Origin of the sequence: Allohahella sp. A8, from assembly GCF_047946665.1 — a bacterium.
Taxonomy (GTDB): Bacteria; Pseudomonadota; Gammaproteobacteria; order Pseudomonadales; family Oleiphilaceae; genus Allohahella.
Window position 1 is genome coordinate 1,823,096 of record NZ_CP172312.1, and the last position, 26,582, is coordinate 1,849,677.

Here is a 26,582-nt window from a genome sequence, read left to right on the forward strand (position 1 = left end):
GCTTCCATTATTCTCGCTATATCTAGCCTTTCACGCACACGACCTGCTTGAGCGTATAGACGATCTCGACCAGATCTTTCTGGGCGGCCATTACAGCTTCAATAGGTTTGTAGGCGGCTGGTGTCTCATCGAGTACGCCAGCGTCCTTCCTGCACTCGACACCGAAGGTCGCCTGCTTGTGCTCTTCGAGCGACACCGCCTTCTTCGCCGCCGTCCGCGACATCACCCGCCCTGCGCCATGGCTGCAGCTGCAGAAGCTCTCTTCGTTGCCGAGCCCGCGGACGATAAACGACCGAGCGCCCATACTGCCTGGAATAATGCCCATCTCACCGGCCCTGGCCCGAACCGCGCCTTTCCTGGTCACCAGCACGTCCGCACCGTAGTGATGCTCGCGTGAGACATAGTTGTGGTGACAGTTCACCGCTTCCAGTCTGGCCTCGAATGGGAAATCCAGCGACTGTCGCAGCGCTTCGATCACCCGCCCCATCATCACTTCCCGGTTCGCCCTGGCGAAGTCCTGCGCCCACTCCACGGCTTCGACATAGTCATCGAACATCTGACTACCCTCTGGCAGATAAGCCAGGTTGATATCCGGCAGATTGATGTTCTGCCTCGCCATGTCCATCTTCGCCTCTTCTATGAAGTGAGTGCCGATACGGTTACCGACCCCCCGGGATCCGCTGTGCAGCATGATCCAGACGCTATCATGCTCATCCAGGCAGACTTCGATGAAATGATTGCCGGTGCCGAGCGTGCCGAGATGGTTGAGGTTGTTCGTGTTCTTCAACACTCTGTGCTTGTCTTTCAGGATGTCGAAACGTCCTGCCAGCGGCCCCCAGGCTGCGCGCACGTCATCAGGTGCGCTTGCCCAGGCGCCCTTGTCTCTTCCGCTAGAGCCTCGCCCACTTGAGCCTCGCCCCCGTCGACCGCTCATGCCAGAGCGGCCATGTGGTACGGCGGCTTCAATGGCTGACCTGATTCCTGCCAGACTGTCCGGCAGCTGATCGGCCCTGATGCTGGTTTTGACGGCCATCATGCCGCAACCAATATCCACACCCACGGCCGCCGGAATGACTGCGCCCAGGGTTGGCACAACGCTGCCAATGGTGGCGCCGATGCCGAGGTGCACGTCTGGCATTGCGGCCACCCACTTGTGAATGAAGGGCATGCGCGAAATGTTGGCGAGCTGCTCCCTGGCCTCAGCCTCGAAGCTGACGCCTCGGGTCCATGACTTAATGGGCACGCCGCCGGCGTGCGTGAGTTCGTAGCTGGTGTTTGAATGCTGCTCTGTGCTCATGTTTTGAGTCCTTATGATTGTTTACCTGGCCGGGTCTCTGCCGGCCTACTTGGTTGAGGTATAGCGATATCGGTGCCAATTTTTGACGACAGCAACAACAATTCGCCAAGTGGCTGTTTTTACCGCGTTTTCTCATCTCATCACACTTAAGGCCTTCCTCAAGAGCACCCGCAGAAGCCTTATGATATATTTATCACGATAGAGCCCTATTCGAGTCGATAGCATGAAAACGGTAGCTTTCAGTATTGTAGGCAGCGTCATGGACAACCGTGGCAGGGACGAAGGTCGTTGGGAGCGTTGGCGACCGACCGTATCCCTGTGCCAACACGATGACGTCATCATCGACCGTTTGGAACTGCTGTACGACAACCACACCGCCACGCTTGCGGAGCAGACCAGTGAGGATGTCAGCCGCGTGTCGCCTGAAACCGAAGTGCGCTGTCACCGGGTCAACTTCAGGGACGCCTGGGACTTCGAGAGCGTCTACGGGATTCTGCTCGACTTTGCGCGCAGCTATCGCTTCGACACCGAGGTGGAGCAGTATCTGATACACATCACCACGGGGACACACGTCGCACAGATCTGCCTGTACCTGCTTACTGAAGCCGGGTATCTGCCGGGTAAACTTATACAGACTGGGCCGCCGCGTCGAGGCAGCAAGACGGCGGGTACCTACCAGGTTATCGATCTCGATCTGTCGAAGTACGATCAGATCGCTTCACGTTTCCGCAAGGAGCACGACGAGGGCCAAGCCTGGCTCAAAGGTGGCATCGAAACAGCGAACGCCGATTTCAACCGGATGATCGACCAGCTCGAGCTTGTGTGCATTCGCTCGAACGAACCAATTCTTCTTACAGGACCTACTGGTGCCGGAAAGTCACAGCTCGCCCAGCGCGTGTACGCCCTGAAAAAACAGCGAGCCAAGCTCAGCGGCGAACTCGTCAGCGTCAACTGCGCGACACTCCGTGGTGATGGCGCAATGTCTGCACTATTCGGGCATCGCAAGGGCGCTTTCACTGGTGCCGTTACTGACCGGATCGGTCTGCTGAAAAAAGCCCACGGCGGCATGCTCTTTCTGGACGAGATCGGTGAACTCGGGCTCGACGAGCAGGCGATGCTGCTGCGCGCGATCGAAGAGAAGGTGTTTACGCCTTTCGGCGCCGACAAGGAGGTCAGCAGTGACTTTCAGCTGATTGCAGGTACCAATAAGGATCTCGCATCGGAAGTCAGGGTTGGGCGCTTCCGGGAAGACCTGCTCGCACGAATCGATCTCTGGTGCTATCGGCTGCCATCACTCAGGGAGCGGATCGAGGACCTGGTGCCGAACATCGAATTCGAGCTGGAAACTTTTGCCAGTAAAAGCGGCAGCCTGGTGACATTCAACAAGGATGCGCGGGAGCGCTATATGACATTCAGTCACTCTGCTGAGGCCAGCTGGTCAGCTAACTTCCGTGACCTGAATGCGAGCATAACCCGCATGGCAACGCTGGCGGATGGCGGTCGAATCACGTCGCAACAGGTGCAGGACGAGATCGAACGATTACGGGCAAAGTGGCGCAACGTCGACGGCAGCATAGCGCCAGCCAGTCACGATCCACAACGACTGGTCAGCGCACTAATTGGTGAGGAGGCCTGCGGCAATATCGATCTATTCGATCAGGCGACGCTCGCGGCCGTCCTTCAGGCCTGCCGCTCATCCAGCTCGATGGCAGAAGCCGGGCGCAAACTCTTCAGCCAGAGCCGCAAGCAGAAAAGTTCCAGCAACGACTCCCATCGGGTGAAACAGATACTGGACCGATACGGGGTCAGATTTGCCGATATCAGAGACAGGCTGCGGGACTGACCCATGCGCTTATTGGAATCCTGTCACCAGGAAGCCGTCCTCTTCATCAACGAACTCTTCGCTGTAGTTGATGAGAACATCGACCGGGTATCCTCTGGCTTTATCATATATGGCATCGACCCCGGCCACTTCAGCGGCGTAAGCGTCCTTGATTTCTGTGAAAAGCCCATCGATGGTAGTCACGCCATCGGCTTCGATGTCTGCGGCTGTCAGATATACGCCGTTGTGCTGGTAGAAAGCCGATTCGACAGCATCGTCCTTGACGATAACGACGACTGGTGGCCTTGGATCGCAATAACAGATCCTGGTGAGGATGAACTGATAGTCATTGATCGCGGCGGCTTCCCAGGCCGCTTCTGCGGTCGCCAGGCCAGCCGCTATGGGCGCTTCAGTGGGGGTTTCCGTTTCGTTGACGGGCCCAGTGACAGATTCAGTGACGGGTTCTGTGCCGGTATCATTGCCCCCTCCACCATTGCTGCAAGCAGATAGCAACAGCGATAGGCTTAGTACTGGTAGGGTTCTTCTCATTCTTACCTCCGTGTGAACGTCATGGCAAAGACATGCCATGGGAGAGTCTTGGCGACTCCCTATCCGAGTGTCGCAAGCATCAGCAGCAACCGTCCATAGCCCAGATCACCGATATTCCCTAAAGCACAGCAAGCGCCTGACGCAGATCATCGATCAGGTCCTGCGCATCCTCGAGCCCTACCGACAGCCGCAATAAGCCATCGCTGATGCCAAGTTTGCGCCGTTCTTCCGGACTCAGCGCATGATGACTCGTGGTGCATGGCTGGGTGACAAGGCTCTCTACGCCCCCCAGGCTCGGTGCAAGCAGGAAGACTTTCAGTTGGTCGGCCACCCTGGTAGCAGCCGCGCCGCCGCCCTTGATCTCGATACTGAGCATGCCGCCGAAACCGTGCATCTGCCGGGCTGCAAGCTCGTGGCCTTCGAAGTCTGGAAGTCCTGGATACAGCACCTTGCTAACGGCAGAATGCTCGGACATGGCCTGTGCAACCAGCATCGCATTGTGATTGTGCTGCCGCACTCGCAGCGGGAGTGTGCGCAGGCTCCGAGCCAGCAATGCCGCTGTTTCGGGTGACAGCACCTGCCCCAGGTTTTTACGCCAGCGCCATATGCTCCTGACAAAATCTTTCTTGCCCATGACGGCGCCGGCCGTGAGATCACTGTGCCCACCAAGGTATTTGGTCGCGCTGTGGACCACCAGATCAGCGCCCCACTCCAGAGGCCGTTGGTTGACCGGCGACGCAAAGGTGTTGTCTACGGCTAGCAGCGCACCACGCTGATGGGCGACTTCGGCCAGCGCCCGGATATCCAGAATGCTCAGGGTCGGGTTCGCTGGCGTTTCACAGTAGACCAGCATATCCGGCTTGTTCAGGTGCTTTGCCAGGCGTGCCTGATCCGCCTGCATCAACAGCGTGACCCGAATGCCCAGATCTGCACACTGCGTCAACAGGAATTCCTGTGTCCCGCCATAGAGTTCTCCTACACAGACGATACCGTTGCGACCGTGCGCCAATAGCGTCGACGAAATCGCTGCCATGCCTGATGCGAAAGCCAAGGCGGCTTCCGCCGACTCCAGTCGTGCGAGCGTGTGCTCAAGTGCCGTAATTGTGGGGTTAGTGCCGTAGCGGGTATACAGGCAGCCATCAGTCCGGCCCTCAACGACGTCCAGCAGCGCTTCAGTTGACTCGAAGCGCCAGGTGGTGGTGTTGTATATCGGCGTATGAGGACTGCCGTGCTGGTCATCATGCAAGTCGCTGTGAATCAGCTCAGTGGCCGAGACGCCGGCCGCTCGTTCAGACATATGTTCTCCAATGAAAACTAAAGGCGATTGCCTTGCTTAGTGCTGTTTCTGGGTATGCCATGCACGAGCGCCGAGTATGAGCAGCGTGACCACGGTGAGCGGCACGACATACCAGACAAGAGCAGCCTGGAATTGTGCAAAAGCCGGCGTGGCCGTGGCATACATGATCAGATAGGTGGTATAGACAATATAGTAGGCGAAGAACAGCAGGCCTTCCCAACGGTTGATGAGATAGCCGGAGAAGAAGACCGGCAGACAGGCCACGGCGACTGCGATCATGACGGGAAAATCGAAGACCAGCGCACTGGCAGCAACGTTGATCGGGGATGGTGAGACCAGCGATGCGAGCCCCAGAACAGCCAACAGGTTGAAAACATTGCTACCCACCACGTTACCGACAGCGATATCTCGCTCGCCTTTGATGGCAGCTGTGATGGACGTTGCCACTTCCGGCAACGAGGTACCGGCTGCAATCACCGTCAAACCAATGACCAGTTCGGACAGCCCCAGCGCCCGCGCAAGGGTGACGGCGCCTTCAACGAGGAAATTCGATCCTGTCACGAGCAGCACGAGTCCCGCCAGGATGAAGCCAACGTTGATCAAAGTGGCATACTGACGTGGCGCTGCCTTCAGACCGTATTCGGCGGCGAACTCATCATCAGCCGCTGCTTTTTCACGTCGGCTACTGACGATGAGAAAGACTGTATACGCGATGATCCCAGCAAAAAGAATGGCGCCATCCAGTCGACCGAGCGCACCGTCGAAGGCCAGCGCCATGGCCAGTACGCTGGCGACGATCATCACCGGCACGTCGAGTCGAATAAGCTGCCGCGATACCACCAATGGGATGATCAATGCGGATATGCCCAGGATGAATAGCACATTGAAAATGTTGCTACCGACGACATTTCCAATCGCAATATCACCATTACCGGAGAACGCGGCCTGCACACTGACCGCCATTTCCGGTGCACTCGTACCAAAGGCGACTACCGTGAGGCCAATGACAAGCGGTGAGATGCCGAAGGTGGCGGCCAGTCGGGCAGCGCCCTTGACCAGTACTTCGGCGCCAGCTACCAGCAAGACGAGACCAGCCAGTAGATAAACAAAAGTCATGATTGTCATGGTCTATCTGCTCCTGAATCAGATTTGAACGAGGAGGTTAATGCCGTACACGCCGAAAAATCCGAGCGCATACGCGGCAAGAAGTAGCGGGCTGTAACGCATATAGCTGGAAAATGTCAGCCCCGGCACCTTGCTCATTGCCACAATACCAGCGGCTGAACCGATGACCAGCAGCGAACCGCCGACACCAACGGCGTAGGTCAAGCCCATCCATTCTGCAGGACTCATGGTCAATCCCGATTTGAGCAGCGCAGCCGTCAGGGGCACGTTATCTATGGTGGCAGACACGATGCCCATCAGGAAGTTCGCTCCAGCCACTGGAATGGCCTCGTAGACCTGCGGGAGCGCGTCCAGTACATGAATTTCCTTCAGCATGCCTACGAGCAAAAGGATACCGAGGAAGAACAGCAGTGTTTCGAATTCAATCGTACGAATGTATTCAAGGATGGGGTCGTTATCATTGTCCTCATTGAAGAAGCGTGCGACCAGGAACATGATTGACAGACCTGTCAGAAAGGTCAGAACAGGTGGAATCTGGAACAACATATTGCCGGAGATCGTCGACAGAATGGTGATCAGAAATACCCCGGCAATAGCCAGATCAACCTTGCGCGTTTCTGTCTGATGGGACTGGATATGCACCTGGCCATTCATGCCAATCGACAATACAGCTGCCAGAAACATCACTGCCACGAATGCGGGAATCGATAGCAGCAGCAGACTCGAGATTTCCACCTTGCCAGCCAGAAAAATCATCAGTGTCGTGACATCCCCGGTGATCAAGGCAACGCCGCCAGAGTTCACCGCAAATACGCAAAGCGTCGCGAACTTGATGGTTCGGACGGCATCCAGCTTCAGCGAAAGCACGAGTGCGACCGATACCAGCGTGGCAGTGATGTTGTCGGCCAGTGACGAGAACAGAAAGCAGAAAGTCCCGGTTACGAACAGTAGACCCCGTTCACTGATCTGACTTGGCAGCACCAGATACACCAGGTTTTCTATCAGCCCCTTTTTGTTCAGATAGGCTACGAAGGTCATCGCAGCGATCAGGAACAACCAGAGCCCTGCGATATCGGTAATGTTTTCGGTCAAGCCGTGCAGTACGGCTTCACGGCCATCGCCTGGCGCAGCAAATATGATAAGCAACATCCAGGAGATCGTGCCAAAGAACAGCGTGATCTTGGCTTTGCTGACGTGAGTCTTTTCTTCAAGCACAACACCTGCGAGAGCGGCCACAGCGAATGCGATCAAAAGGTAAAACAGAAAATCCGGCATTATTTAAACCCTTATAGCCAACTTGCGGCGTGCTTTGAAATATTCGTAAAGTGGTGGCGTGATCGACAAGGCAATAACCACAATCACAATGTACTCGATGTAGTGATCCAGATTCGGAATGATGCTGCCCAGAATATAGCCACTGAGGATCATGCTGAAGACCCACAGAAAGCCGCCGACAACGTTATAGACCAGGAATGTTCGATACGGCATCCGGGCTGCTCCGGCAACAATTGGTGCAAAGGTTCTGATGATGGGGATGAATCTGGCGATAATGATAGTCTTGCCGCCGTACTTCTCGTAGAAGACCTGCGCCCTCTGAAGGAACTCGGGATGAAACATTCTTGATTGCTGGCGGGAAAATATTTTCGGGCCGAGATGCCAGCCACTGTAATAGCCTACTGCGTCACCCACGACAGCAGCCGCAAAGAGACTCGACAGAAGAATGTAGACGTTGAGGTCGCCTGTAGCGGCATAAAGCCCCGCCACCACGAGCAGAGAATCGCCAGGCAGAAAGAAGCCTATCGCAAGGCCCGTTTCCGCAAAAACGACAAGAATGAGAATCAGATAACCTGCCGCAACAATCGTACGCGGATTTATATAGCTCGATATCAAGCCATACAGCTCTGTAATGGAATCCATTTAGGAATGTCCTGAATGCTTTATATGAGGTCTGGCGCGAGATCGCCAGAAGGAATAGCGGAATCAGGAGCTAACGAGGAGGAGCCTGAGGATTCCCAGGTCGGGTAGCGGTCGGACGCCGTGGCAGATCGGATCCCGTGGTGAAGCGCTGAAGTCGCAGCATATCGCCAGCGTAAAGCGGCCACGCCGTGTACAATCGAAGCAGATCATCAACGACGTCGCCTACAGCGCCGGCTCCGGAAGGCTGAGATGCCATACGCTTCGAATACAGCAGCGCTTCGCGGAACGAAGCTTTGACGTGGCCGGCTTCGCCAGCCAGGGTTCGCTGCCCCTGAATGAAATCGCGATCACCCTGAAGAAAAGCTGAGACACCGCTACTGAAGAATATGACGATCGCGAGCATGATCATGCCGATGGTGGCACGATGGTCAGCGCACGCTTCAGTATGTGTCGGGTCAGATCTGGATGGTAAAGCGATCATCAAATAGCGGCCAGGACCGGCAGTTATAGCGTTCGAACAAAAAGACCGCGGTATGATGTGGTCAAATCACTGAAAAAGCCATAGGTAGAACGAGCATAAGTGGTCAGCATTCGAGTCAAAGACGAAGCGCCACAGCCTTGCTATAGTCAGACAAACACCGACTCGCAGGTCTCGATGCAACTCACTACGCTTACGCCGCCGCCCTATCTCTCCAACATCGTCAGTTACCTCAAGGATAACGAAGCTGAACTCTGGCAGTGGTTCTCCACACACCGGGTGGACTCGCAGCGGATGGATAGCGCCCGTCTGCACTTGCTGAAGACGACGTACCGCATCGAGAAGACAACCCATCCCCGGTTGTATGAGCTTGCTGAAAGCATTTCGGCCCGGCTCGGCATCGAAGGTACCATCACCTTCTATCAGGCGCAGGAAGCGACGCAGCTGAACGCGATGTTGTCATTCATTCCCGGCGAACCGCATGTGATTTTTTTCGGCCCCCTACTGGACACCTTTGATGACTCCGAACTCGAGATCATCATTGCCCACGAGCTCAGCCATTTCCTCATGTGGACGCAGGACGAACAGCAATTCTACACCGCAGAACAGGTGCTCAACGCCATCGCCGGTGATCAGCAGGCCAGTGCCTGCCATGCAGAATCGGCTCGGCTGTTCAGCCTGTTCACCGAAGTCTACTGCGATCGTGGTGCACTCCACGTCAGTGAAAACCTGGATCGCGCGATCAGTACCCTGCTCCGCGTCGGCACAGGCCTGAAGGCCATCGACGCGCAAAGCTTTCTGAAGCAGAGCGAAGAAATACTGCAGAGGGACCAGGCGGGATCAGACAGCCTTAGTCATCCTGCAAGCTATCTGCGTGCACGGGCCCTGCAACTGTGGCACGAGGAGACAGTAAGCGCTGAAGAAGCCATCACCAGCCTGATTCGTGGCCCACTCACATTCCTGACGATGGACTTGCTGGAGCGCCAGACGCTGGAGGGTCACACACGAACATTTCTCGACCATTTCCTCGCGCCTGCCTGGTTTGCCACTGAGGCGGTTGTCGCTCACGCCCAGCTTTTCATTCCCGGTTTTCGACCCATAGCCCCGGATCTCTCGCAAGCCGAACTGGCCGAATGGCTGCTGCGTGGCGACGAGAAACTGTATGACTATTTCTGCTACCTGATGCTGGATTTCATAGCGGTCGATCGCGAGCTCGAAGAAATGCCGCTGGCTCAGGCCATACGTTGTTCCCAATGGCTGGGTATCGAAGCCCGTTTTGCCGAACTGGCTATAAAGGAACTCAAGCTGACGAAGACCCGCTTCAACACCATTCGCAAACAGACCGAGGTCATACTCGATGCAGCGAACGCCCGCCAGGAGAAGCAGCAATGATGCCCCTGCAGGCCTACCTCGCCGAACAATTCGAGCAGAACGGCTTCACTACCGAGGACGCACTCGCCGCCTTCCTCCCGTTACTGGCCCAGGTGCTGAGCGACCATCAGGCTGGAAAGGTGGCACCACTCGAGGGCTTGCAGGCGCTCAACGTCGAGCGTGGCAGCATCTGGTACGAACGTATTAATCACCTGGCGCCACGGCTGCAGCCCGACCGTGTTCGCGCGATTGACGAAGCCAGGCATCTCGCGATCGATGTCGTCAATCGGCATCAACTGGATATCGACGTGGGTGGTCAGCAGCAGTCAAGACAGGTGAATGTTCGACTCGCGAACGAAGTGATTACCACGCCGGTCTACTTGCCGGGTTACGTCAGCTGGGAACATCAGCTCGATCATCATGATCCGCTTACCGACATCTTTAGTCTGGGCATGATTCTCGCCTCATTGTGCTGCAGCCTGGACTTCAACGATGAGAGTGACCTGCGACGCTTCGCCGCCAGCCGCAACAATCTGTTTGCCCTGCAGCCTGGCATTCATCCTGTGGTGGCCAAGACTATTCTGGGCATGACCGAGTTGAGTCGTCACGTTCGCCTGAGTGATCTTGAAACCATCCAGACGATGCTGACGAACTATCGCCAGCAGACTGTCGATTTCGATCTTGAGATCAGTCAGATTCCAGGTTTCGAGGCGAAGACCCTGGGGGACCGACAGCAGATCATCCTGAGCAAGCTGCAGGAGCGACTGTTCGAGATCTCCCGACGTAACCGCCTGTATCACTTCAAGCCAAGCATGCAAAGCCTTAACCTGACGCAGGCTTCTGTGCCGCTTTCATTCAATGTCGAGAATATTCGGCCTGACGAAATCATGACCTGGACGCCACGACTGCAGGCACAGATCGTCAGGGAAAAGCCGATTGCGCTCAGTAGCTACCTGAACTTTCACGAAGTCCTCTATCTGCCTGGCTCACTGGACAAAATACGCACAGAGGCCGCCAAGGACCAGAAGGAGTATGGCTTTGCGCAATTGCGCCTGGTGCTGTGTTTCCTGAACTGGAGCAATCTCAAGGATCAGGACCAGAGCCAGTTGCGGTCGCCGCTGGTATTGCTGCCGGTCGAGCTGCAGAAGAAAAAAGGCGTACGCGACACCTGGTGGCTGAAACCGCTCAGCAGCGAGGCCGAGATCAATCCCGTCATCCGGTATCAGTTCAAGACACTGTTCGGGGTGAACCTGCCTGAGCGCATCGATCTGCAGGAGACTACGCTGGATGCGCTCTACGACCACCTGCAGCAGCAGATCGCGGCCAGTGAACCTGGCGTGACACTCGACAAGATCGAACGCCCCCGAATTGACCTGATCCAGGCTTCGGCGAAGCGCAGGCTGGACCAATATCGCAAGCGGACCCGACTTACTGGCCGCAGCATCAGCCGTTATGCCAATCTCGACTACAGCTATGACCCGGCGAATTTCAATCCGTTGGGCATTCGGCTCTTCAATGAATATGTCCGAGCACCGGTGACAGACCTGAAGCGAATGGTCAGCGTCCTGCCGATAGCGCAGCAGTATGCGGTAGCGCCATCAGCTGAAACCGTTGCGCAGAACGAGGTCACCGCTCAGAGGCAGTTTTATCGGCTGCGTGACGATGATGAGCAGAACCCGTATCAGTGGGCCTTCGATCTGTGCAACATGACGCTGGCCAACTTTAAGTATCGCAAGATGTCGCTGGTCAAGGACTACGCTGAACTGGTGGAGAATCCGCTGGCAAACGATGCGTTCGAAGCGACATTCTCGCTCCAGGCCAGGGAGCTTGCGGCGACGCCCCCGGCTCCCCTGCCCCTGCAGGCGCGTTATCACGTCGTGCCATGCGATCCGACTCAGACCATGGCAATAGCCCATGCTCGTGCCGGCAAGAGCTACATCATCCAGGGCCCGCCAGGCACCGGCAAGTCGCAAACCATTACCAACCTGATCGCCGACTACATCATGCGTGATCAGCGGGTGCTGTTCGTGTGTGAGAAAAGGGCCGCTATTGACGTTGTGTTCCTGCGTCTGAAGCAGAAGGGTCTTGATCCACTCTGCTGCCTGATTCACGACTCGCAGGCGGACAAGAAAAGCTTCGTAATGGATCTGAAGAAGACCTATGAGGACTTCCTGGCTGCTGGCCATGGCGCCGGTGCAGATCAGGGCCCTGGCGAGGCGGCAAGGCGACGTCAGGATACCTTGACCGCCATGGAAGAGGTTCTGGCACCACTGCAGGCATTCAGCGAGCAGACGACAACGGTTCTGGAGCAGGCAGGGGGCAGCCTGCTCCACTTGATGCAAATGCTGATAGCGGCACCAGCATCGCATCCCTCGTTGGACCCTGAACAACTCGAGCAGCTGCCGCACTATACCGTGTGGGTGCAAAACCGCTCCACCATTGATGGCTTCATACAGCGTCTGGCGCCTTTGCAGCCCTCGCAGGTGTTCAGCGAGCACCCATTGCGCCTGCTGAACCCGATACTGGCTGATCACGACTCACCACTGGGGTTGCTGCGAACCACGGTACCCGATGTGCTGCAGAATCTCAGGATGCTTCTCAGCGGGCTCACCAGCCTGGGGTTGCCGGCTGGTAGTTGGGATACGCTCGACCATATCGAAGCCATGCTTGTTATCGCGCGACAGCTCGAGCCGCTGAGCCGATGGGGACTACTGGGCTTACTGGACGAACATAGCCAGCAGTTCAGCGAGTACCAGAAGCTGCAGCGGCAGAAGAAGAAGCGCATGCTGGAGCTGGTCGACAAGCACGAGCAGAACAAGCACTGGAACAGCCGGTTGAGCGCAGAAGATACCGGCATCGCCCTTGCACAGGCGACACGCCTCGACAGCGTGTTTCGCTTTTTCTTCCCGTCCTACTGGAAGCTGCGAAGCCTGCTCAAACACAGCTATGATTTCGCGGCACATGCCATCGCACCCAGCTGGATTCATGTGCTGCAGCAGCTTACACAGGAGCACGAAGCCAGGAAGGCGCTGCAGTCTATTGAGAGCGAGGCGCAGGAAAGCCTTGGGTTCGATGTGAGCCTTCAGGCTTTCGAGGGCCATGTCGTCGAGGCTCAGCGGATCATGGCCACTCTGGACGGGCCGGTGCAAGCGCTGCGTCCGACGCTGCAGGACCCGAAGCAAGCCGCTTCGCTGATCTCGCAACTGCTGAGTCTCGAGCTGCCGCTGTCGAACCTGCGACAGGGGCTCGGGCACATCCTTGTGGATTACCAGGATCTGAATGTAGAAGACCTGCAGGCAGAACTGCTTCAGATGGAAGGTGCGCTGCAGCACAATGTCAGCGAGTTTCTGTTCGCGCTGAAGCCATTGCGCGAGCTACCCGAACAACTGACGCGGAACTTCCGCCACCAGCCCTGGTCAATCGAACAGCTGGAGCTGATGTCTGCCGAGCGCAGCCTGAGCCAGGCTCTCAACAGCAATCGCAGCCTGCGAGAACACGATGGCAGCAAACGCCGCCATTATATCGACCGGCTGCGCACGCTCTACCAGCAGTGGCAACACCACAACAGCGCAGCCATTCTCGAGACTGTTCGCAACAAGTTCCTCGAACACGTTCGCATCAGCGCCGCGCCAGCTGCACAGCTGACCCAGGCGCAGAAGGATTTCAAGAAAGTCTATGCCAAGGGCCGCAGGGAGCTCGAGCACGAGTTTTCCAAATCAATGCGCTACAAGCCTATTCGTGACATGGTGGCGTTCGAGTCTGGTGCCGTCATTCGTGACCTGAAGCCGGTCTGGCTCATGAGTCCGCTGAGCGTTTCGGACACCCTGCCGCTGAACAGTCGCACGTTTGATGTCATCATCTTCGACGAGGCCAGCCAGATCACCCTCGAGGGTGCGATTCCCTCCCTGTTCCGCGCGCCGCAGACCATAGTGGTGGGCGATCAGATGCAGCTGCCGCCGACCAACTTCTTCTCGACACGAACAGACACTGAAGATGAGGTCATGGTGACAACCGACGAGGGCGAGCAGGTCGAGTACGATCTATCGAGTAACAGCTTTCTCAATCATGTCGCAAAAAATCTCAAATCCTACATGCTCGGCTGGCACTATCGCAGCCGTTCCGAGCACCTCATCAGCTTTTCCAACTGGGCCTTCTATCAAGGGCAGCTGCTGACTGTGCCTGATGAAAAGACCGTGCCGCGTGTTCAGGCGCCGATGACCATATCATCCGCAGCTGATGCCGGGCACCACATCCAGCACCTGCTCAGCCGCCCGGTCAGCTTTCATCACATGCCCGAAAACGTCTATGACCAACGACGAAACACTGGAGAAGCCGAGTATATTGCGCAGCTCGTGCGGCATCTGCTGGCACAGGACAAGCCGCGATCCATGGGCATCATCGCCTTTTCCGAAGCCCAGCAGGATGAAATCGAAAGCGCGCTCGATCGCCTCGCGGCCGAAGACAGCGAGTTTGCGCTGCGCTATGAGCAGGAGCAGGAACGTGAGGAGGACGGTGAGTTCGTCGGCTTGCTGGTGAAGAACCTGGAGAATATCCAGGGGGACGAGCGAGATATCATCATCATGAGCATCTGCTATGGCTACGGCAAGGACCGCAAGATGCGTATGAATTTCGGCCCGATCAACCAGAGCGGCGGCGAGAAACGACTCAACGTCGCGTTTAGCCGCGCCAAGCACCACATGGTGGTAGTGTCATCGATACAGTCCGTGGATATCACCAATGATTACAACGAAGGCGCGAATAGCCTGAAAAACTATTTGCGCTACAGTCAGGCCCTGTCCGCCGGCGATATTGCCAGTGCCAATCAGGTACTGATGGACATCGGCTTGACCGCTCAACGCAGTAGACCCGCTGCGCCGCCGCCATCGGCGGTTTCGAGTCAGTTGAAATCCGAGCTGGAGGCGCGCGGCTGGCAAGTCGATATGGCCGTCGGTCAATCGCATTTCAAATGCGATCTCGGTGTGAAAAGGCCAGGCGACGATAGGTATGCCTTGGGCATACTCATTGACTCCGAGCAGTTTTATGCACAAAGCGATCTGCTTGAGCGGGAATTCCACAAGCCTGAGCTGCTGAAGAATTTCGGCTGGCAAATCGAGTTTGTACTGACTAAGGACTGGCTGATGAACCGCGACCGTGTACTGGCTACGCTTACTGACGCATTGGGTGCTCCGCCTCACAAAACGTAACAGTGAGTCCTGGCACGCCGCCTATACTCAGAAATAGCGCCCTTTTTACCTATTTCTGAGAGTCATGATGTATTTGCGTGCCCTGCTGTATTGTTCCCGCGCTACTTCGCGGGTTCTGGGATTCGTAACCGCCCTCTGCTTCACCCTCAGCTTCGCAGCATCGGCCGAAGATGCCGTGCCGCTGAGCCTGTTACCAGATTATGCCGGCCTCGCTCTGGGGCCTCATCTCGTGTATCAGACAGATCAGGATCGAGCGTTGACGGCAGCGGATGTGAGGGATCTGGATAAAGGCTGGACGACGCTTGCTGGAGACAACCTGAATCTTGGTTTCAACAAGGAGGTTCTATGGGTTCGCTTCAAGCTGAGGAACGACTCCGCTCAGCTACGCAGCGTGTATCTCGACATCAATTATCCTTTGCTCGATGATATCCGGCTGACGCTGTTCGACGGACTCACTGGGGAGCCTGTTCAGGTCATCAAGGCTGGCGATGAACTGCCGTTCGCAGAGCGGCCCATACATTTCCCGAATTTTGTCTTCCCTCTGACTTTGAAAGCAGCTACCGACTATGTGGCTGTCATGCGTATCCAGACCACATCAGCAATGCAGGCGCCACTGACGCTCTGGACCCCCGAAGCGCTTGCAACCGAAAAATACGGTGAAGGCGAGTTGTTCGGCGCCATCATCGGCATGATCAGCATCATGGCACTGTACAACCTGTTCCTGTGGCTATCGATTCGCGAAAGCGGCTATTTCTACTATTCCCTGTGTCTTCTCGGGTATATCGGGGTCGAGGCTAGCCTGACCGGCGTCGCTTTCAAGCACGTCTGGCCAGACTCACCACAATGGGCTCAGATCAGCGTAGTGGTTTCGGCTGGCATTGCCCTGTTTGCGCTGGCAATGTTCACCCAGTGCTTTCTCAAACTGAGTGAGCGTTCGGTTGGCCTGGCCAGGCTCTTCCATGTTGAAGCTGCGATCTGTCTCGCCCTTGCCGGCCTGGCCTTTGTTGCGCCGTATCAGATGACCATTCAGCTGACTCTGATCATGGTTGCGCTGGTCTCGCTGAGCACCTATGCGACGGGCCTGTATTTCTGGGTAGGTCGACGGATTACGGATGCGCGCTATCTCGTCATCGCATTCACACTGTTCACGGTTTTCGCCGTGTATCTCATTCTGAGCAAGTATACCCTTGTCCCGCGAACCTGGCTGGCTGAATACGCCATCCACTTCGGCGCCATTTCAGTGGTTGCGCTGCTGTCCTTCGCTCTGGCCGACCGGATCAATCGCGAGAAAGTTGCGCGAGAGCAGGCGCAGAAAAATGCAATCGCCAACCTCGAGCGTTATCGGGTCATTCACGATGAGTCCATGGAGGGTCGGTTCCAGATCGACAGCAAGGGGCGTTTCCTGTCAGCTAACCCCGCCCTTGCGCGAATTTTCGGTTCGCAGAGCGTTGAGGAACTGGTTGTTCACCATGCCGACTCCCGGACACTCATGCCAGCGCGCCGAGAGGTTCTCCATGAAACGATGGATCTGTTGACCCGTTTCGGGAAACTCGATGGTTTCGAGGCGGAATGTCGCCGTGTCGACGGCAGCCTTTTCTGGGTGGCGGTATACGGGCGCGTCATTCATGATCCCCTCACGAAATTGCCGATACTCGAAGGCTCGCTTGTGGATATCACAGATCGCAAGGCCGGTGAGCATAAGCTCAACTATCTCGCTACTCACGATACGCTGACCGGTTTGCTGAACCGCCTTGAGTTCGAAAAGCGTCTGGAATTAGCGATACAGAATACAAATCGGGTAGACGACAGCCATGCGTTGCTGCTGATGGATCTCGATCAATTCAAGATCGTCAACGACACCTGTGGTCACGGCGCGGGTGACCAGCTGCTCAAACAGATCGCTTTGCTGTTTCAACGCCATACTCGTGCCACTGATCATCTGGCACGGCTGGGCGGTGATGAGTTCGCAATATTACTGCACGATTCGCCATTGGACGAGGCTGCGGAAAAGGCGCAGCGCCTGCGGCAGGACATAGCCGATCATCGCTTCAACTGGGAAGACAAAATATTCAACATCGGCATCAGCATAGGTGTCGTTGCTGTCACAAAGGATGCCGGTACGGTAGGCGAGCTGATGAGCCTTGCCGATACCGCCTGTTACGCCGCAAAAGACAGTGGCCGGAACCGCGTCTTTGTTCACGATACGGAAAGTGGCGAAATCGTCCGCCGGCAGAACGAAATGGAGCTGGTTGCGGTGATTCGAGAGGCCATCGCCAACGATGACCTGATTCTCTACCATCAGAACATCGCAGCCGTGAACGGCACTATCAAGGGTGACCGCTATGAACTGCTGGTGAGGATGCGCCGGAATGGTGAAATTCTACCGCCGGGCGCATTCCTTCCGGCTGCCGAACGCTACAACATGATCGTCGAACTCGACCGCTGGGTCATCGAAACCTACTTCCGCTGGCTTTCTGAGAACCCAGACCGTCTGGAGAGGCTCGCACAGGCCAACATCAATCTGAGCGGACAGTCAGTGGGCAATACGGAGCTTACCGCCTTCATACTGAGTGCATTCAGGCGCTATAACATTCCTCCACACAAAATCTGTTTCGAAATCACGGAAAGCGCTGCAGTGGCGAGCATCAACGAAACGCAAAGTCTCATTGCGACCCTGCGTGAGCTCGGTAGTCGCTTCGCTCTGGACGACTTTGGCAGTGGCTTCGCCTCCTACGGCTACCTCAAGAGCCTGCCGGTTACCTGTCTGAAAATCGACGGCTGCTTCATTCGTGATTTGCGGACAGATCCGGTAGACCAGGAGATGGTGTCATCCATGACACGCGTTGCCCATGCCATGGGCATCGAAGTCGTGGCCGAATATGTCGAAACGGCCGGAATCATGGCAATGCTGGATGACCTCAATGTGGATTACGCCCAAGGCTGGCATATTCACAAACCGGAGTTGCTGGTCGACAGGCACGCGATCGTGTTGGACGCTGCTTCAGCATCTTCTACTTCAACAGCATCCACAGGCCCATGGCGATCATCATCAGGTTTTCGGTAAGCGATACGAAGCCGAGCGGCACTTGGCTGTTGCCGCCGACGCAGGCACATTACTGATGGCGGCAGATCACTGCCCTGCTTGCGCACGCTCCCACATCTGGAGATAGCCTTCAGCCGAATTCATCACTGATTCATAGATGCGATCGCTGGTCTGCTCTCGAATATCCTGCAGGTGGTCAGGCAGGAGACCATAATGCGCAACACCGTCCGTATTCAGATCGAAAACGCGATTCCCGGTCTTCTGCCGATCAACGATGACCCCGGATTCGGTGGTGAACGGATACACCAACGGGTTCACTGCGGTGTCGCTCCGCGGCGCTGCCTGACTGCCCAAGCCGCTCATGTCGGTCGCGAATGGCACAGCGTGCAGATATGGCGTCGTCTCTACAACATCGAGGTACTCGCTGATGTCACTGGCAAGTGAGGTCGATGCCGAGTTATAGGGTGCAAGCACGCCGCCCGCCAGGGCAATCCTTCGGGTCAAGTCATGCACACCACCAAGTCGATCACGATTCATATGGCTGTGGCTGGAGACGACACCTGAATAGTTACGGGCATCGACGATATCCATGACAGCGGCAGCAGTCTTGTTCGACATGTGGTCAATCTCGATAATCATGCCAAGGTCGATCATGCGGTTGACGAGATAGTTTCCAAGCCTTGTCAGACCTCTCACGTTGCAGTGCGGCCGGCTCTCATCGTAATAGGGGTTTGCACCAGCCAGGTCCAGAATCTGCTTCAGCACCGGCACCTGGCCGATGAGTGGGAAGCCATTGGTCATCCAGGCGCCCCGGGTCTCGGCGTCACAGGCCTCTGTTTCGAAGAAGTGTCCTGTCGAGAGCCAGTTACCCACATTGATGAGGCCATCTTCGAGCCGGGCTCCGCCAAGCTGGTTGTCCAGACGATGCACCGGGTACAGCACTCGCACGCCGGCGGCATGGGCCTTTTGTAGTCCGGCCTCTATAGTCGCTTCGCTGCACTGATCTTTGTAGCCGCAATTAAACAGCTCTGAAACTTCGATGCCCATCAGTACCGCCATCTTGCCGTCGGCAATGACACGGCGCGCTTGGGCGGGTGAAGAGACGAGGCGAAAAAAGCCTTCACCGGGACCGCCGGCCTGTGCATCGATATAGGCCTGCATTTCATGCAGGCGCCGAATCTGCAAGTCCACACTCTCCATGGTATTGCAGCTGTTCGGATTGATCCAGCTAGCGGGATTGATGGTTTTCTGAACGTTACACAGCACCTCGTTCTCGACCAGATGTGAAACCATGAGTTTCAGGCCGCCCTTGTGGGCGCGCTCGATCCATCGATAGTAGTAGCCCATGTGTGACTGCTGCTTGTAGTTCGGCCAGAACGGAAAATCAGGATAGCCCCTGGTGTCATAGCGGAAATTGACGTCCCCATAGGCTTGCAGGTTGCCGATGATATCGAGCGCCCCTCGCGGCCCGTGCACATCTGAGCTGTCCTTCAGGGCTGTCTGAATACCCCATCGGTGAAAGGGCTTGCCCGCCATCATCTTGCCACCCATGAATTCATAGGATGTGATATGGGTGTGGGGGTCGACGAACCCTCGGATGGGCAGATCCACAGAGCCCGTAGCTGGCCCAGGTGCGTCGGCCACATTGAGCTCTGCCTCAGGAAATGGCGTGCAATCCGACTGCGCAACCAGCCTGAAACGATTTTCGCTCCACCAGTTCCAGGGATTGAACAGATCGAAAAAATACAGCGTCTGGCGCCAGGTATTGTGCCTGAGCGTCATGTTCAGTGCGTTGCCCCTGAAGCTGAACAGGTGCCCGCCCTGGCTGTCAGCCTGTGCGGAGATTTTCCACTCTGCGAAGCTGCCTGCAGCTGTACCTGCAGAGATCTGGCCAGGCAAATGTGTGGCGAGAAAGCGTCCATCGCGACCGGTGATCAGGTAATTCTGGAAAGAGGTGGGTTTGAAGAAGAAGCGTTCCGCCTGCGTAACCGGTCCGTCCGCGAAGCGGTAACTCAGACCATTGTCGATCGGCCCACCCTGATGAAATGGCTGCAGGAACCGACCAGTCGCCGGCGACTGTATCGAAAAGCAGCCCTGGGCGAGGTCGTGAACGGCGTCTTCAGGGCTTATCGCGTGCGCATTCATGCCACAGGAGGTCGCCAGGGCAACTACCGCCACAGTGCAGCTGGCATGAAGTCTCGAGTAATCTGCCTTCGAGGTGGCGTAGTGGTTGCCTGTTCTTGTTGTTATCGCACGCATGATGAGAGCCCTTAGTCGCTGACGTAATTGACCGCTTTCAAGCTATGACAGGCATTTGGCAGGCGCCAGAATAACAAATGATCAAAATCTACATTCGCTATGCAAAATCCTCAACGCCTATGCCTGAGCCGGGCGGACCCCGCCATAGGCGTGGGTGCCGGACTACGCCAGTACTTGACAGGACTCCGCCGCAGTGACAATTTGGTTCAACCGGCAGTCAGAAAAATAACCACAAGATGGACGGCGACGGTCATGCTTTTATTCACCGGTTTCGGCCTGGCGTGCATACTCATTCTGCTCATGGCATTCATAGGGGATAGCAGGTCCTCGCCAGCAGCCAAGGCTTTCATAGCCTTTCTCATCGCCGCTGCCGGTTTTCTGCTGCACCCTCTCACCTCGCCCGACTGGCAGTGGCTGACGCTCAACCTGGAAGTCACCTTACCTGCCCTGTTCTGGCTACTTTGCCAGACAGCGTTTGCCTCCCGCCTGAAATGGTTCTCCATCTATACCTTCCTGGCACTCTATAGCGTGCTCGCGCCGTGGACTGCGAGGATGTACGGCCTGCATGCCGAAGCGACTGGTGCCAGGTTATTCTTTGGCTGGGAACTGGCACAGCTGTTCGAGTTCCTGCTGATTGCGCACGGCTTCTGGACAATTTTTGCCCACTGGTCGACTGATCTCGTAGAACCGCGGCGGCAACTGCGCGCCCTGGTGCTTATGGTGGCAGGTGTCACAGTGCTGGGTGTGGCGCTCCTGTTCAATCTCGGCATCGGTGTAAGCGTGGATCGGGGGCTGGTCGTGTCTATTGCTGGACTTGCCATCGCAGCCTTTCTACTCCGGGGGCGGCACGGCGCTTTTGCACAGGATCTGCTCAAGTCAGGGCGCGGCGCTGAGCCTGTGCAGGCTGAAGTACCAGCGCCACCTGACCAGCCACCCACAGCACCCGGCGAACATGAATTACAGCTCAAGGCAGTCATGGCCGCCGGATACTACCGCACCGAACACCTGACGCTAAAAATGTTGGCGACGAAGATTGGCTTGCCCGAATACAAGACCCGGGCGCTCATCAACAGCACGCTGGGCTATCGCAATTTCAACGACTATATCAACCAGCTTCGCATTGAAGAAGCCATGCACAGGCTCAGTACTGAACCGAATACGCCTATCCTGAACATCGCTCTGGATATTGGCTACCGCTCCCTGAGCTCTTTCAACAGAGCCTTCAAGGATATTACCGGTCATACACCAAGTGATCATCGTCGAGAGCAGCTCGAGCAAGGCGGGCCTGGTAGCGCGCCAGACTGTGCAAATTCCTTGATTTGATAAATTGCATACGCTTGTCAGCGCTCAGAAAACTCCTCTCGAGCCCTACTCTCATAGGCGTTTAAACAAATTGCACAGCGATAATCCGATCGTGCACAGCCTATTTTCTCGTCCAGATCAGGACGTTCCGCTAGCGTGGTGATGTCAGTCCAGTCATCTGCCATCGGAGTCAACATGCCCAGTACAACTCATCTGCACGAGCAGTTTCTGCTCATCACACTGCTTGCGATACTCACGCTCTCTGGGTGCAGCGACGACGATGATGATGACGATGACAAAGTTGCGTCGCCTTTTCCGGCAGGCGCCATCATGCTCCCCGCGGATGCGACGCTGACGACTGCCGCCAAAAATGCACTGATCAATGCAAAGTCCGGCGACGTGATTGTCTTTCCTGAAGGCACCTATGCTATTCAAAGTACCCTCACCTTCGATGCCGACTCCGATGGCGATGGCATACCGGTCGATAACATCACCCTGATCGGCCATGGGCAGGACAAGACGATCCTGAACTTCGCGACGTCCAGCGGCGGTGACGGCCTGTTCATACAGAACGGCCGTAACGTGACCATCAAAGACCTCGCCGTCAATGAAGCTGCAGCCAATGCGATCAAGCTGAAGAATACTGATGGCATCAGGATACAGTCGGTCGCCACGGTCTGGGAGGGCGCCCTGGACGAGAACAACGGCGCCTATGGCCTGTATCCGGTCGAATCCAGCAATATCCTGATCGAAGACTCGTATGTCCGCGGCTCGGCCGATGCCGGAATCTATGTGGGGCAGTCGGAAAATATCGTCGTGCGTCGCAATCTCGCGAAGGAGAACGTGGCTGGAATAGAGATCGAGAACTCTATCAATGCAGACGTCTACGATAATCGAGCCGAAGCCAACACCGGTGGCATCCTGATCTTCGACCTCCCTATCGGCAACGGCATCTACGGCACCAACGTCAGAGTCTTCGACAACGTGATCACCGCCAACAACACTGTGAACTTCGCTCGTGTGGGCGACTTTGCCGGCGGCGTACACATCGTTCCACCTGGCACTGGCGTCATCGTGCTTTCGACCAACGATGTGGAAATCTACGCCAACCAGATCAGCGATCATCAGACCACCTCGGTTGCCGTTACGAGCTACTACATCGCAGATGACCAGTTGAGTTATATGAACCCCACCTACACCAGTGCGATCGACGACGGCTGGAATGCGGTGCCGCGCAGTATCGACATTCACGACAACATCATCACCAACTCGGGATTTGCGCCCGCGGGTTCGTTGATCGCAGATCTGATCACCGGCTATCAGATGATCCACGGCGCTTTTCCGACCATTCTGTATGACGGCCTGGGCGAGCTCATTGCCAATATCGGCGCAGACCCCGCCACTGCCGGCCAGCCCTTTGACGATGCTGCAAGCGTCTGCGCGAGCAACAATGGCGGGGTAAGCCATGGCGTCGTCTATGATCCGGCGGGCGACGGCTCTGCGATATCCACCACACCTGACTTCCTCTTCGAAGCCAGCCCTGCGGACCTGTTGACCTGTGCACAACCGCTTACTGCCCTCACGCCTGCGAAAGTTACGATCGGTGGTGAGACATTTGGTTGCGGCGCTGACGACGCTACAGATGCAAGCGCGACTTCCTGTGGGCTCTGATATGGACCGATATCCTGAACGCCTGATAAGGGGCACGGTGCTTGGCTCGGCACTTTTGCTAGCCGCTTGTGGCGGTGGTGGCGATGGCGGCGGCACTGCCGGTGGAAACCCGCCGCCACAGGACGGCCCGAAAGAGGCCGGTGTTTGTGGCGACGCTGGCAGCGGCATCAATCATGGGGCCTTGATGAGCACCAACTGCCAATACCTCAGTAGCTATCGTCTGTTCAAGGATGAGACAAATCCGACTGCGAACCCCGCGGTTGGAGCTGTGCCATATGATCTGACGACGGCCCTGTTCAGTGATTACACCAGCAAGTATCGCTTTGTATTTCTGCCAGACGGCAGCAGCGCACAGTACTCGACTCAGGAGGCCTTCGACTTTCCGGTGGGCACGGTCATCAGCAAGACCTTCGCACTGCCAGCTGATACCGCGTTTCGTGGGATAGAGAACGAGACCCTGTTGGAGACCCGCCTGTTGATCCGCCGTGAGAGCGGGTGGACAGCGCTGCCCTACGTGTGGAACGCCGACAAGACCGAGGCTGAATTCAGCGCGGCTGGTGCCTTTATACCAGTCAGCCTGATTCATGATGGTCAGCAGATCGATTTCAGTTATGAAGTGCCAGATACCAATATGTGCAAGCAGTGTCATCAGTTCAACGATGGCGTACGCAATGCCATAGTGCCAATTGGACCGAAAGCCCGGCTGTTGAACAGAGCATTTGACTACGATAATGGGCCTGAGAACCAACTGCAGCATTGGCGCAAGGCCGGCATACTCGCAGGGCTGCCTGATGATCTGAGCCCTGTAACGACTGTTCCGGCTTACGTTGATGCGGATGCCAGTTTACTAGCCGGCAGGACCACCGCCGAACTCACAGCGCTGGCCAAAGGCTATCTGGATGTGAATTGCGCACACTGTCACCGCCCCGAAGGTGGCGCCAGTAATACCGGCCTTCACCTTGAATATTGGCGCTCACTGGCTGATGAGCCAGTCAAGCACGGCACCTGCAAGTTGCCGGTCGCCTATCGGGCGGCTGAGGGGCTCAACTATGACCTGGTGCCTGGCGACGCCAGCAGTTCGATTCTGCATTACCGCATCAACACCGCTGAAGCCCGCCACCGCATGCCGGAAATCGGCAGACACCTGGCACATCAGGAGGGCGCAGCGTTGATTGCCGCATGGATAGACGGCCTGCCAGGGGGATGCCCGTGATGATCAGAAGTCGGTGCCCCTATTGACCTGCTGGGCAAGACGCATGGATTCGTTTTCCTCCATTTCCAGCAATGAGCCGGTGAGCGCCTTCGCTTCCGGAATGGTCGCACGCGTGGACAAGTCCCGAAATAGACCAATAATCTGGTCGTGTAAATCGAACACTTCCCGGCAGATTTCGTCATAGCTGAGATTGGCATAATGCCCATCGCAGGTCTGATGCGACTTAATCGGTTTGTGCTCCAGCCAATCGTAGAGACGAGTTTTCATCGCTTTCGGATCTGCCTGGCGTTCGAATTCAAGGACAATCGTCTCCAGCTCACGCTCATGAGCGGTGAGATATTCGAGCAGGAGGCGAGCCCGCTCATCCGGGTTCTGCTGTGCACATTCGTTGAAGCAATGCCCGAGCTGGGCGTGCATTTGTCGGGTCCAGTCGATAAGATCTTCGAAGGTCTTGATTTCCATATCGCGCCTCAGAGGGAAGACAGGGTTTCTTCAATAGACTGCTCACCCTGCCAGATATTGATGATGCCATTCAAAGGCGCCTTCTGCTTCAATGCTTCCAGAAGTACGCTTGCGACATCTTCGCGAGGGATCTTCTGCTGGTCCGGATCTCCCGGAAGGCTGGTGGTGATCCGCCCCTTGCCCTTGTCGTTAGTCAGCTGACCCGGCCGAACGATGGTATAGGGTATGCCACTGTCGATGAGACCTTCATCAGCGAGATGTTTGGCGATGAGATAAGGTCGCATCTTTTCAGGCCCGGCTTCCGGATCATCCGCGCCTTGCGAGCTGACCAGAATGAACTGTTCGACGCCTTGCTTCTTGGCTTCGGCCACGGCTTTTCTGGCCCCCCAGAGATCGACCAGGAACGTTTTGTCGAGGCCGGTATCCGGGCCAGATCCCGCGCAGAAAATCACGCGATCACAGCCTTCGAAGACGTGGCCAATATCTTTCTCCAGGTCAGCTTCGACGATCTCCAGCCCCTCTCTGTTCTCCAGCTTTTCCCGGTCCCGAACCATGGCTACCGTTGGAATGTCTGCCTCCAGAAGCATCGGTACGAGCAACTTACCTATCTTGCCGCTACTACCTATGAGCAAAGTCCTGCTTTTCATATCAACGTTCCTTTAATTGCGTGACCCGCCCGGCGGCGATTCACATGAGAAGATACTTGGGTTACGGGAGGGTGGTCAGGGTTGGATGACGGGGCTTCGGGGATAGGCCAGCGCCAGACGGCAAATCAATCCGGCTCTAGAAGGCAGGGGCAAGTGCGGGCAAGGCGTAATCGAATACCGAGAGTACCTCAAGGAAGCTGTCTTCTGGCGGGGCTGAGAGCTGCAGCTGCTCGCCTGTAACCGGATGTTTGAAGATGAGGCCGGTAGCGGCCAGCATCAGTCGTCCACGCCCGAAACGTTCGGCAAAATAGCGGTTATGGCGCCCGCGCCCGTGGTTTGCGTCGCCGATGATGGGGTGGTTGATATGCTTCATGTGTCGGCGAAGCTGATGCTTGCGCCCTGTTTCCGGTTGCAGCTCTACCAGGCTGTAACGACTAACCGGATAGCCCTCTATTTCAATCGCAATCTCCGTAGTCGCCAGCCGCTTGTAGTTGGTTCTCGCCTCACGCACCGCCTGAGCTTCGCCCTTGCGCCGTCGGTCTTCAGGCTCTTCGCGTAGCGGATGATTGATACTCCCCTGCTCAGGCGTCCAGCCACGAACCATGGCCAGGTAAGTCTTGTTCACAAGACCTGACATGAGCGCGTGTCCAAGCTCACTTGCCGTCTGCTGATCGCGGGCGAAGACCAGCAGGCCGGAGGTTGGTCGATCCAGACGATGTACAGGATAAACGTGCTCACCACCGTTCATCGCGCGCGCGTACTGTAATGCGAACTCGGTTTCGTGCTTGTCGATCGGGCTGCGATGCACCAGCAGGCCCGCCGGTTTGTGCACGACCAGTAGCCATGTATCTCGGTATATTTCAGTGAGTGGATTAGCAGCAGCGGCCGTCATCTTCATCATTCTCTTGCAGTAACTGACCGAAAG

General features: G+C 56.4%; 17 protein-coding genes and 2 pseudogenes. 7 read left to right on the plus strand and 12 right to left on the minus strand.

Annotated features, from left to right (window positions below):
* Positions 1-22: 22 nt before the first annotated feature.
* Positions 23-1,297 carry an RtcB family protein gene (locus ACH3PB_RS08180; protein WP_416398972.1) on the minus strand — a complete coding sequence of 425 codons (1,275 nt, stop codon included), beginning with the start codon at positions 1,295-1,297 and terminating at the stop codon, positions 23-25.
* A gap of 223 nt (positions 1,298-1,520) precedes the next feature.
* On the opposite strand from ACH3PB_RS08180, the gene rtcR reads away from it, so the two are divergent.
* Complete coding sequence (gene rtcR / locus ACH3PB_RS08185; protein ID WP_416398973.1) at positions 1,521-3,140, plus strand: RNA repair transcriptional activator RtcR; 1,620 nt, start codon at positions 1,521-1,523, stop codon at positions 3,138-3,140.
* A gap of 9 nt (positions 3,141-3,149) precedes the next feature.
* Here the strand turns inward: rtcR and ACH3PB_RS08190 are convergent, their stop codons facing one another.
* From ACH3PB_RS08190 to ACH3PB_RS08215, 6 genes are all read right to left on the minus strand, one after another.
* Positions 3,150-3,668 carry a DUF6174 domain-containing protein gene (locus ACH3PB_RS08190; RefSeq protein WP_416398974.1) on the minus strand — a complete coding sequence of 173 codons (519 nt, stop codon included), beginning with the start codon at positions 3,666-3,668 and terminating at the stop codon, positions 3,150-3,152.
* Between the two features lie 118 nt (positions 3,669-3,786).
* Positions 3,787-4,965 (minus strand): trans-sulfuration enzyme family protein, encoded by a 1,179-nt coding sequence (locus tag ACH3PB_RS08195; RefSeq protein ID WP_416398975.1) that lies wholly within the window; start codon positions 4,963-4,965, stop codon positions 3,787-3,789.
* A 36-nt stretch (positions 4,966-5,001) separates the two neighbouring features.
* The gene (locus tag ACH3PB_RS08200; RefSeq protein WP_416398976.1) at positions 5,002-6,090 is read right to left on the minus strand and encodes a calcium/sodium antiporter; all 1,089 of its coding nucleotides are present in this window, start codon (positions 6,088-6,090) and stop codon (positions 5,002-5,004) included.
* An 18-nt stretch (positions 6,091-6,108) separates the two neighbouring features.
* Positions 6,109-7,365 (minus strand): sodium:proton antiporter NhaD, encoded by a 1,257-nt coding sequence (gene nhaD / locus ACH3PB_RS08205; protein ID WP_416398977.1) that lies wholly within the window; start codon positions 7,363-7,365, stop codon positions 6,109-6,111.
* Positions 7,366-7,368: 3 nt separating this feature from the next.
* Positions 7,369-8,007: a DedA family protein gene (locus ACH3PB_RS08210; protein ID WP_416398978.1), complete on the minus strand. Its 639-nt coding sequence runs from the start codon at positions 8,005-8,007 to the stop codon at positions 7,369-7,371.
* 70 nt (positions 8,008-8,077) lie between these two features.
* Entirely contained in the window at positions 8,078-8,488 is a 411-nt protein-coding gene (locus tag ACH3PB_RS08215) for a hypothetical protein (RefSeq protein WP_416398979.1), read from the minus strand.
* A gap of 99 nt (positions 8,489-8,587) precedes the next feature.
* On the opposite strand from ACH3PB_RS08215, the gene ACH3PB_RS08220 reads away from it, so the two are divergent.
* The 3 genes and pseudogenes from ACH3PB_RS08220 to ACH3PB_RS08230 form a co-directional block, all read left to right on the plus strand.
* Entirely contained in the window at positions 8,588-9,877 is a 1,290-nt protein-coding gene (locus ACH3PB_RS08220) for a M48 family metalloprotease (protein ID WP_416398980.1), read from the plus strand.
* On the plus strand, positions 9,874-15,060 hold the full coding sequence (locus ACH3PB_RS08225; RefSeq protein ID WP_416398981.1) for an AAA domain-containing protein: 5,187 nt from the start codon (positions 9,874-9,876) through the stop codon (positions 15,058-15,060). Before ACH3PB_RS08220 ends, ACH3PB_RS08225 begins: the two co-directional genes overlap by 4 nt.
* 67 nt (positions 15,061-15,127) lie before the next feature.
* A pseudogene (locus tag ACH3PB_RS08230) lies at positions 15,128-17,959 on the plus strand (EAL domain-containing protein); the annotation flags it as partial.
* Positions 17,960-18,071: 112 nt separating this feature from the next.
* Here ACH3PB_RS08230 and ACH3PB_RS08235 read toward each other — a convergent pair.
* Positions 18,072-18,173: pseudogene (locus tag ACH3PB_RS08235) on the minus strand (glutaredoxin); the annotation flags it as partial.
* A gap of 17 nt (positions 18,174-18,190) precedes the next feature.
* Positions 18,191-20,362 (minus strand): hypothetical protein, encoded by a 2,172-nt coding sequence (locus tag ACH3PB_RS08240; protein ID WP_416398982.1) that lies wholly within the window; start codon positions 20,360-20,362, stop codon positions 18,191-18,193.
* Positions 20,363-20,614: 252 nt separating this feature from the next.
* On the opposite strand from ACH3PB_RS08240, the gene ACH3PB_RS08245 reads away from it, so the two are divergent.
* From ACH3PB_RS08245 to ACH3PB_RS08255, 3 genes are all read left to right on the plus strand, one after another.
* Complete coding sequence (locus ACH3PB_RS08245) at positions 20,615-21,685, plus strand: helix-turn-helix domain-containing protein (protein ID WP_416398983.1); 1,071 nt, start codon at positions 20,615-20,617, stop codon at positions 21,683-21,685.
* Positions 21,686-21,859: 174 nt separating this feature from the next.
* The gene (locus ACH3PB_RS08250; protein WP_416398984.1) at positions 21,860-23,335 is read left to right on the plus strand and encodes a parallel beta-helix domain-containing protein; all 1,476 of its coding nucleotides are present in this window, start codon (positions 21,860-21,862) and stop codon (positions 23,333-23,335) included.
* Positions 23,307-24,548 carry an SO2930 family diheme c-type cytochrome gene (locus ACH3PB_RS08255; protein WP_416398985.1) on the plus strand — a complete coding sequence of 414 codons (1,242 nt, stop codon included), beginning with the start codon at positions 23,307-23,309 and terminating at the stop codon, positions 24,546-24,548. The genes ACH3PB_RS08250 and ACH3PB_RS08255 overlap by 29 nt, the downstream gene beginning before the upstream one ends.
* A 3-nt stretch (positions 24,549-24,551) precedes the next feature.
* Here the strand turns inward: ACH3PB_RS08255 and ACH3PB_RS08260 are convergent, their stop codons facing one another.
* The 3 genes from ACH3PB_RS08260 to ACH3PB_RS08270 all read right to left on the minus strand — a co-directional run bounded on the left by ACH3PB_RS08260 (position 24,552) and on the right by ACH3PB_RS08270 (position 26,558).
* Positions 24,552-25,010, minus strand: coding sequence for an ATPase (locus ACH3PB_RS08260; protein WP_416398986.1), 459 nt, complete (start codon positions 25,008-25,010; stop codon positions 24,552-24,554).
* An 8-nt stretch (positions 25,011-25,018) separates the two neighbouring features.
* Positions 25,019-25,657: an SDR family oxidoreductase gene (locus ACH3PB_RS08265; RefSeq protein ID WP_416398987.1), complete on the minus strand. Its 639-nt coding sequence runs from the start codon at positions 25,655-25,657 to the stop codon at positions 25,019-25,021.
* 136 nt (positions 25,658-25,793) lie between these two features.
* Positions 25,794-26,558, minus strand: coding sequence for a pseudouridine synthase (locus ACH3PB_RS08270; RefSeq protein ID WP_416398988.1), 765 nt, complete (start codon positions 26,556-26,558; stop codon positions 25,794-25,796).
* Between the last annotated feature and the right edge of the window lie 24 nt (positions 26,559-26,582).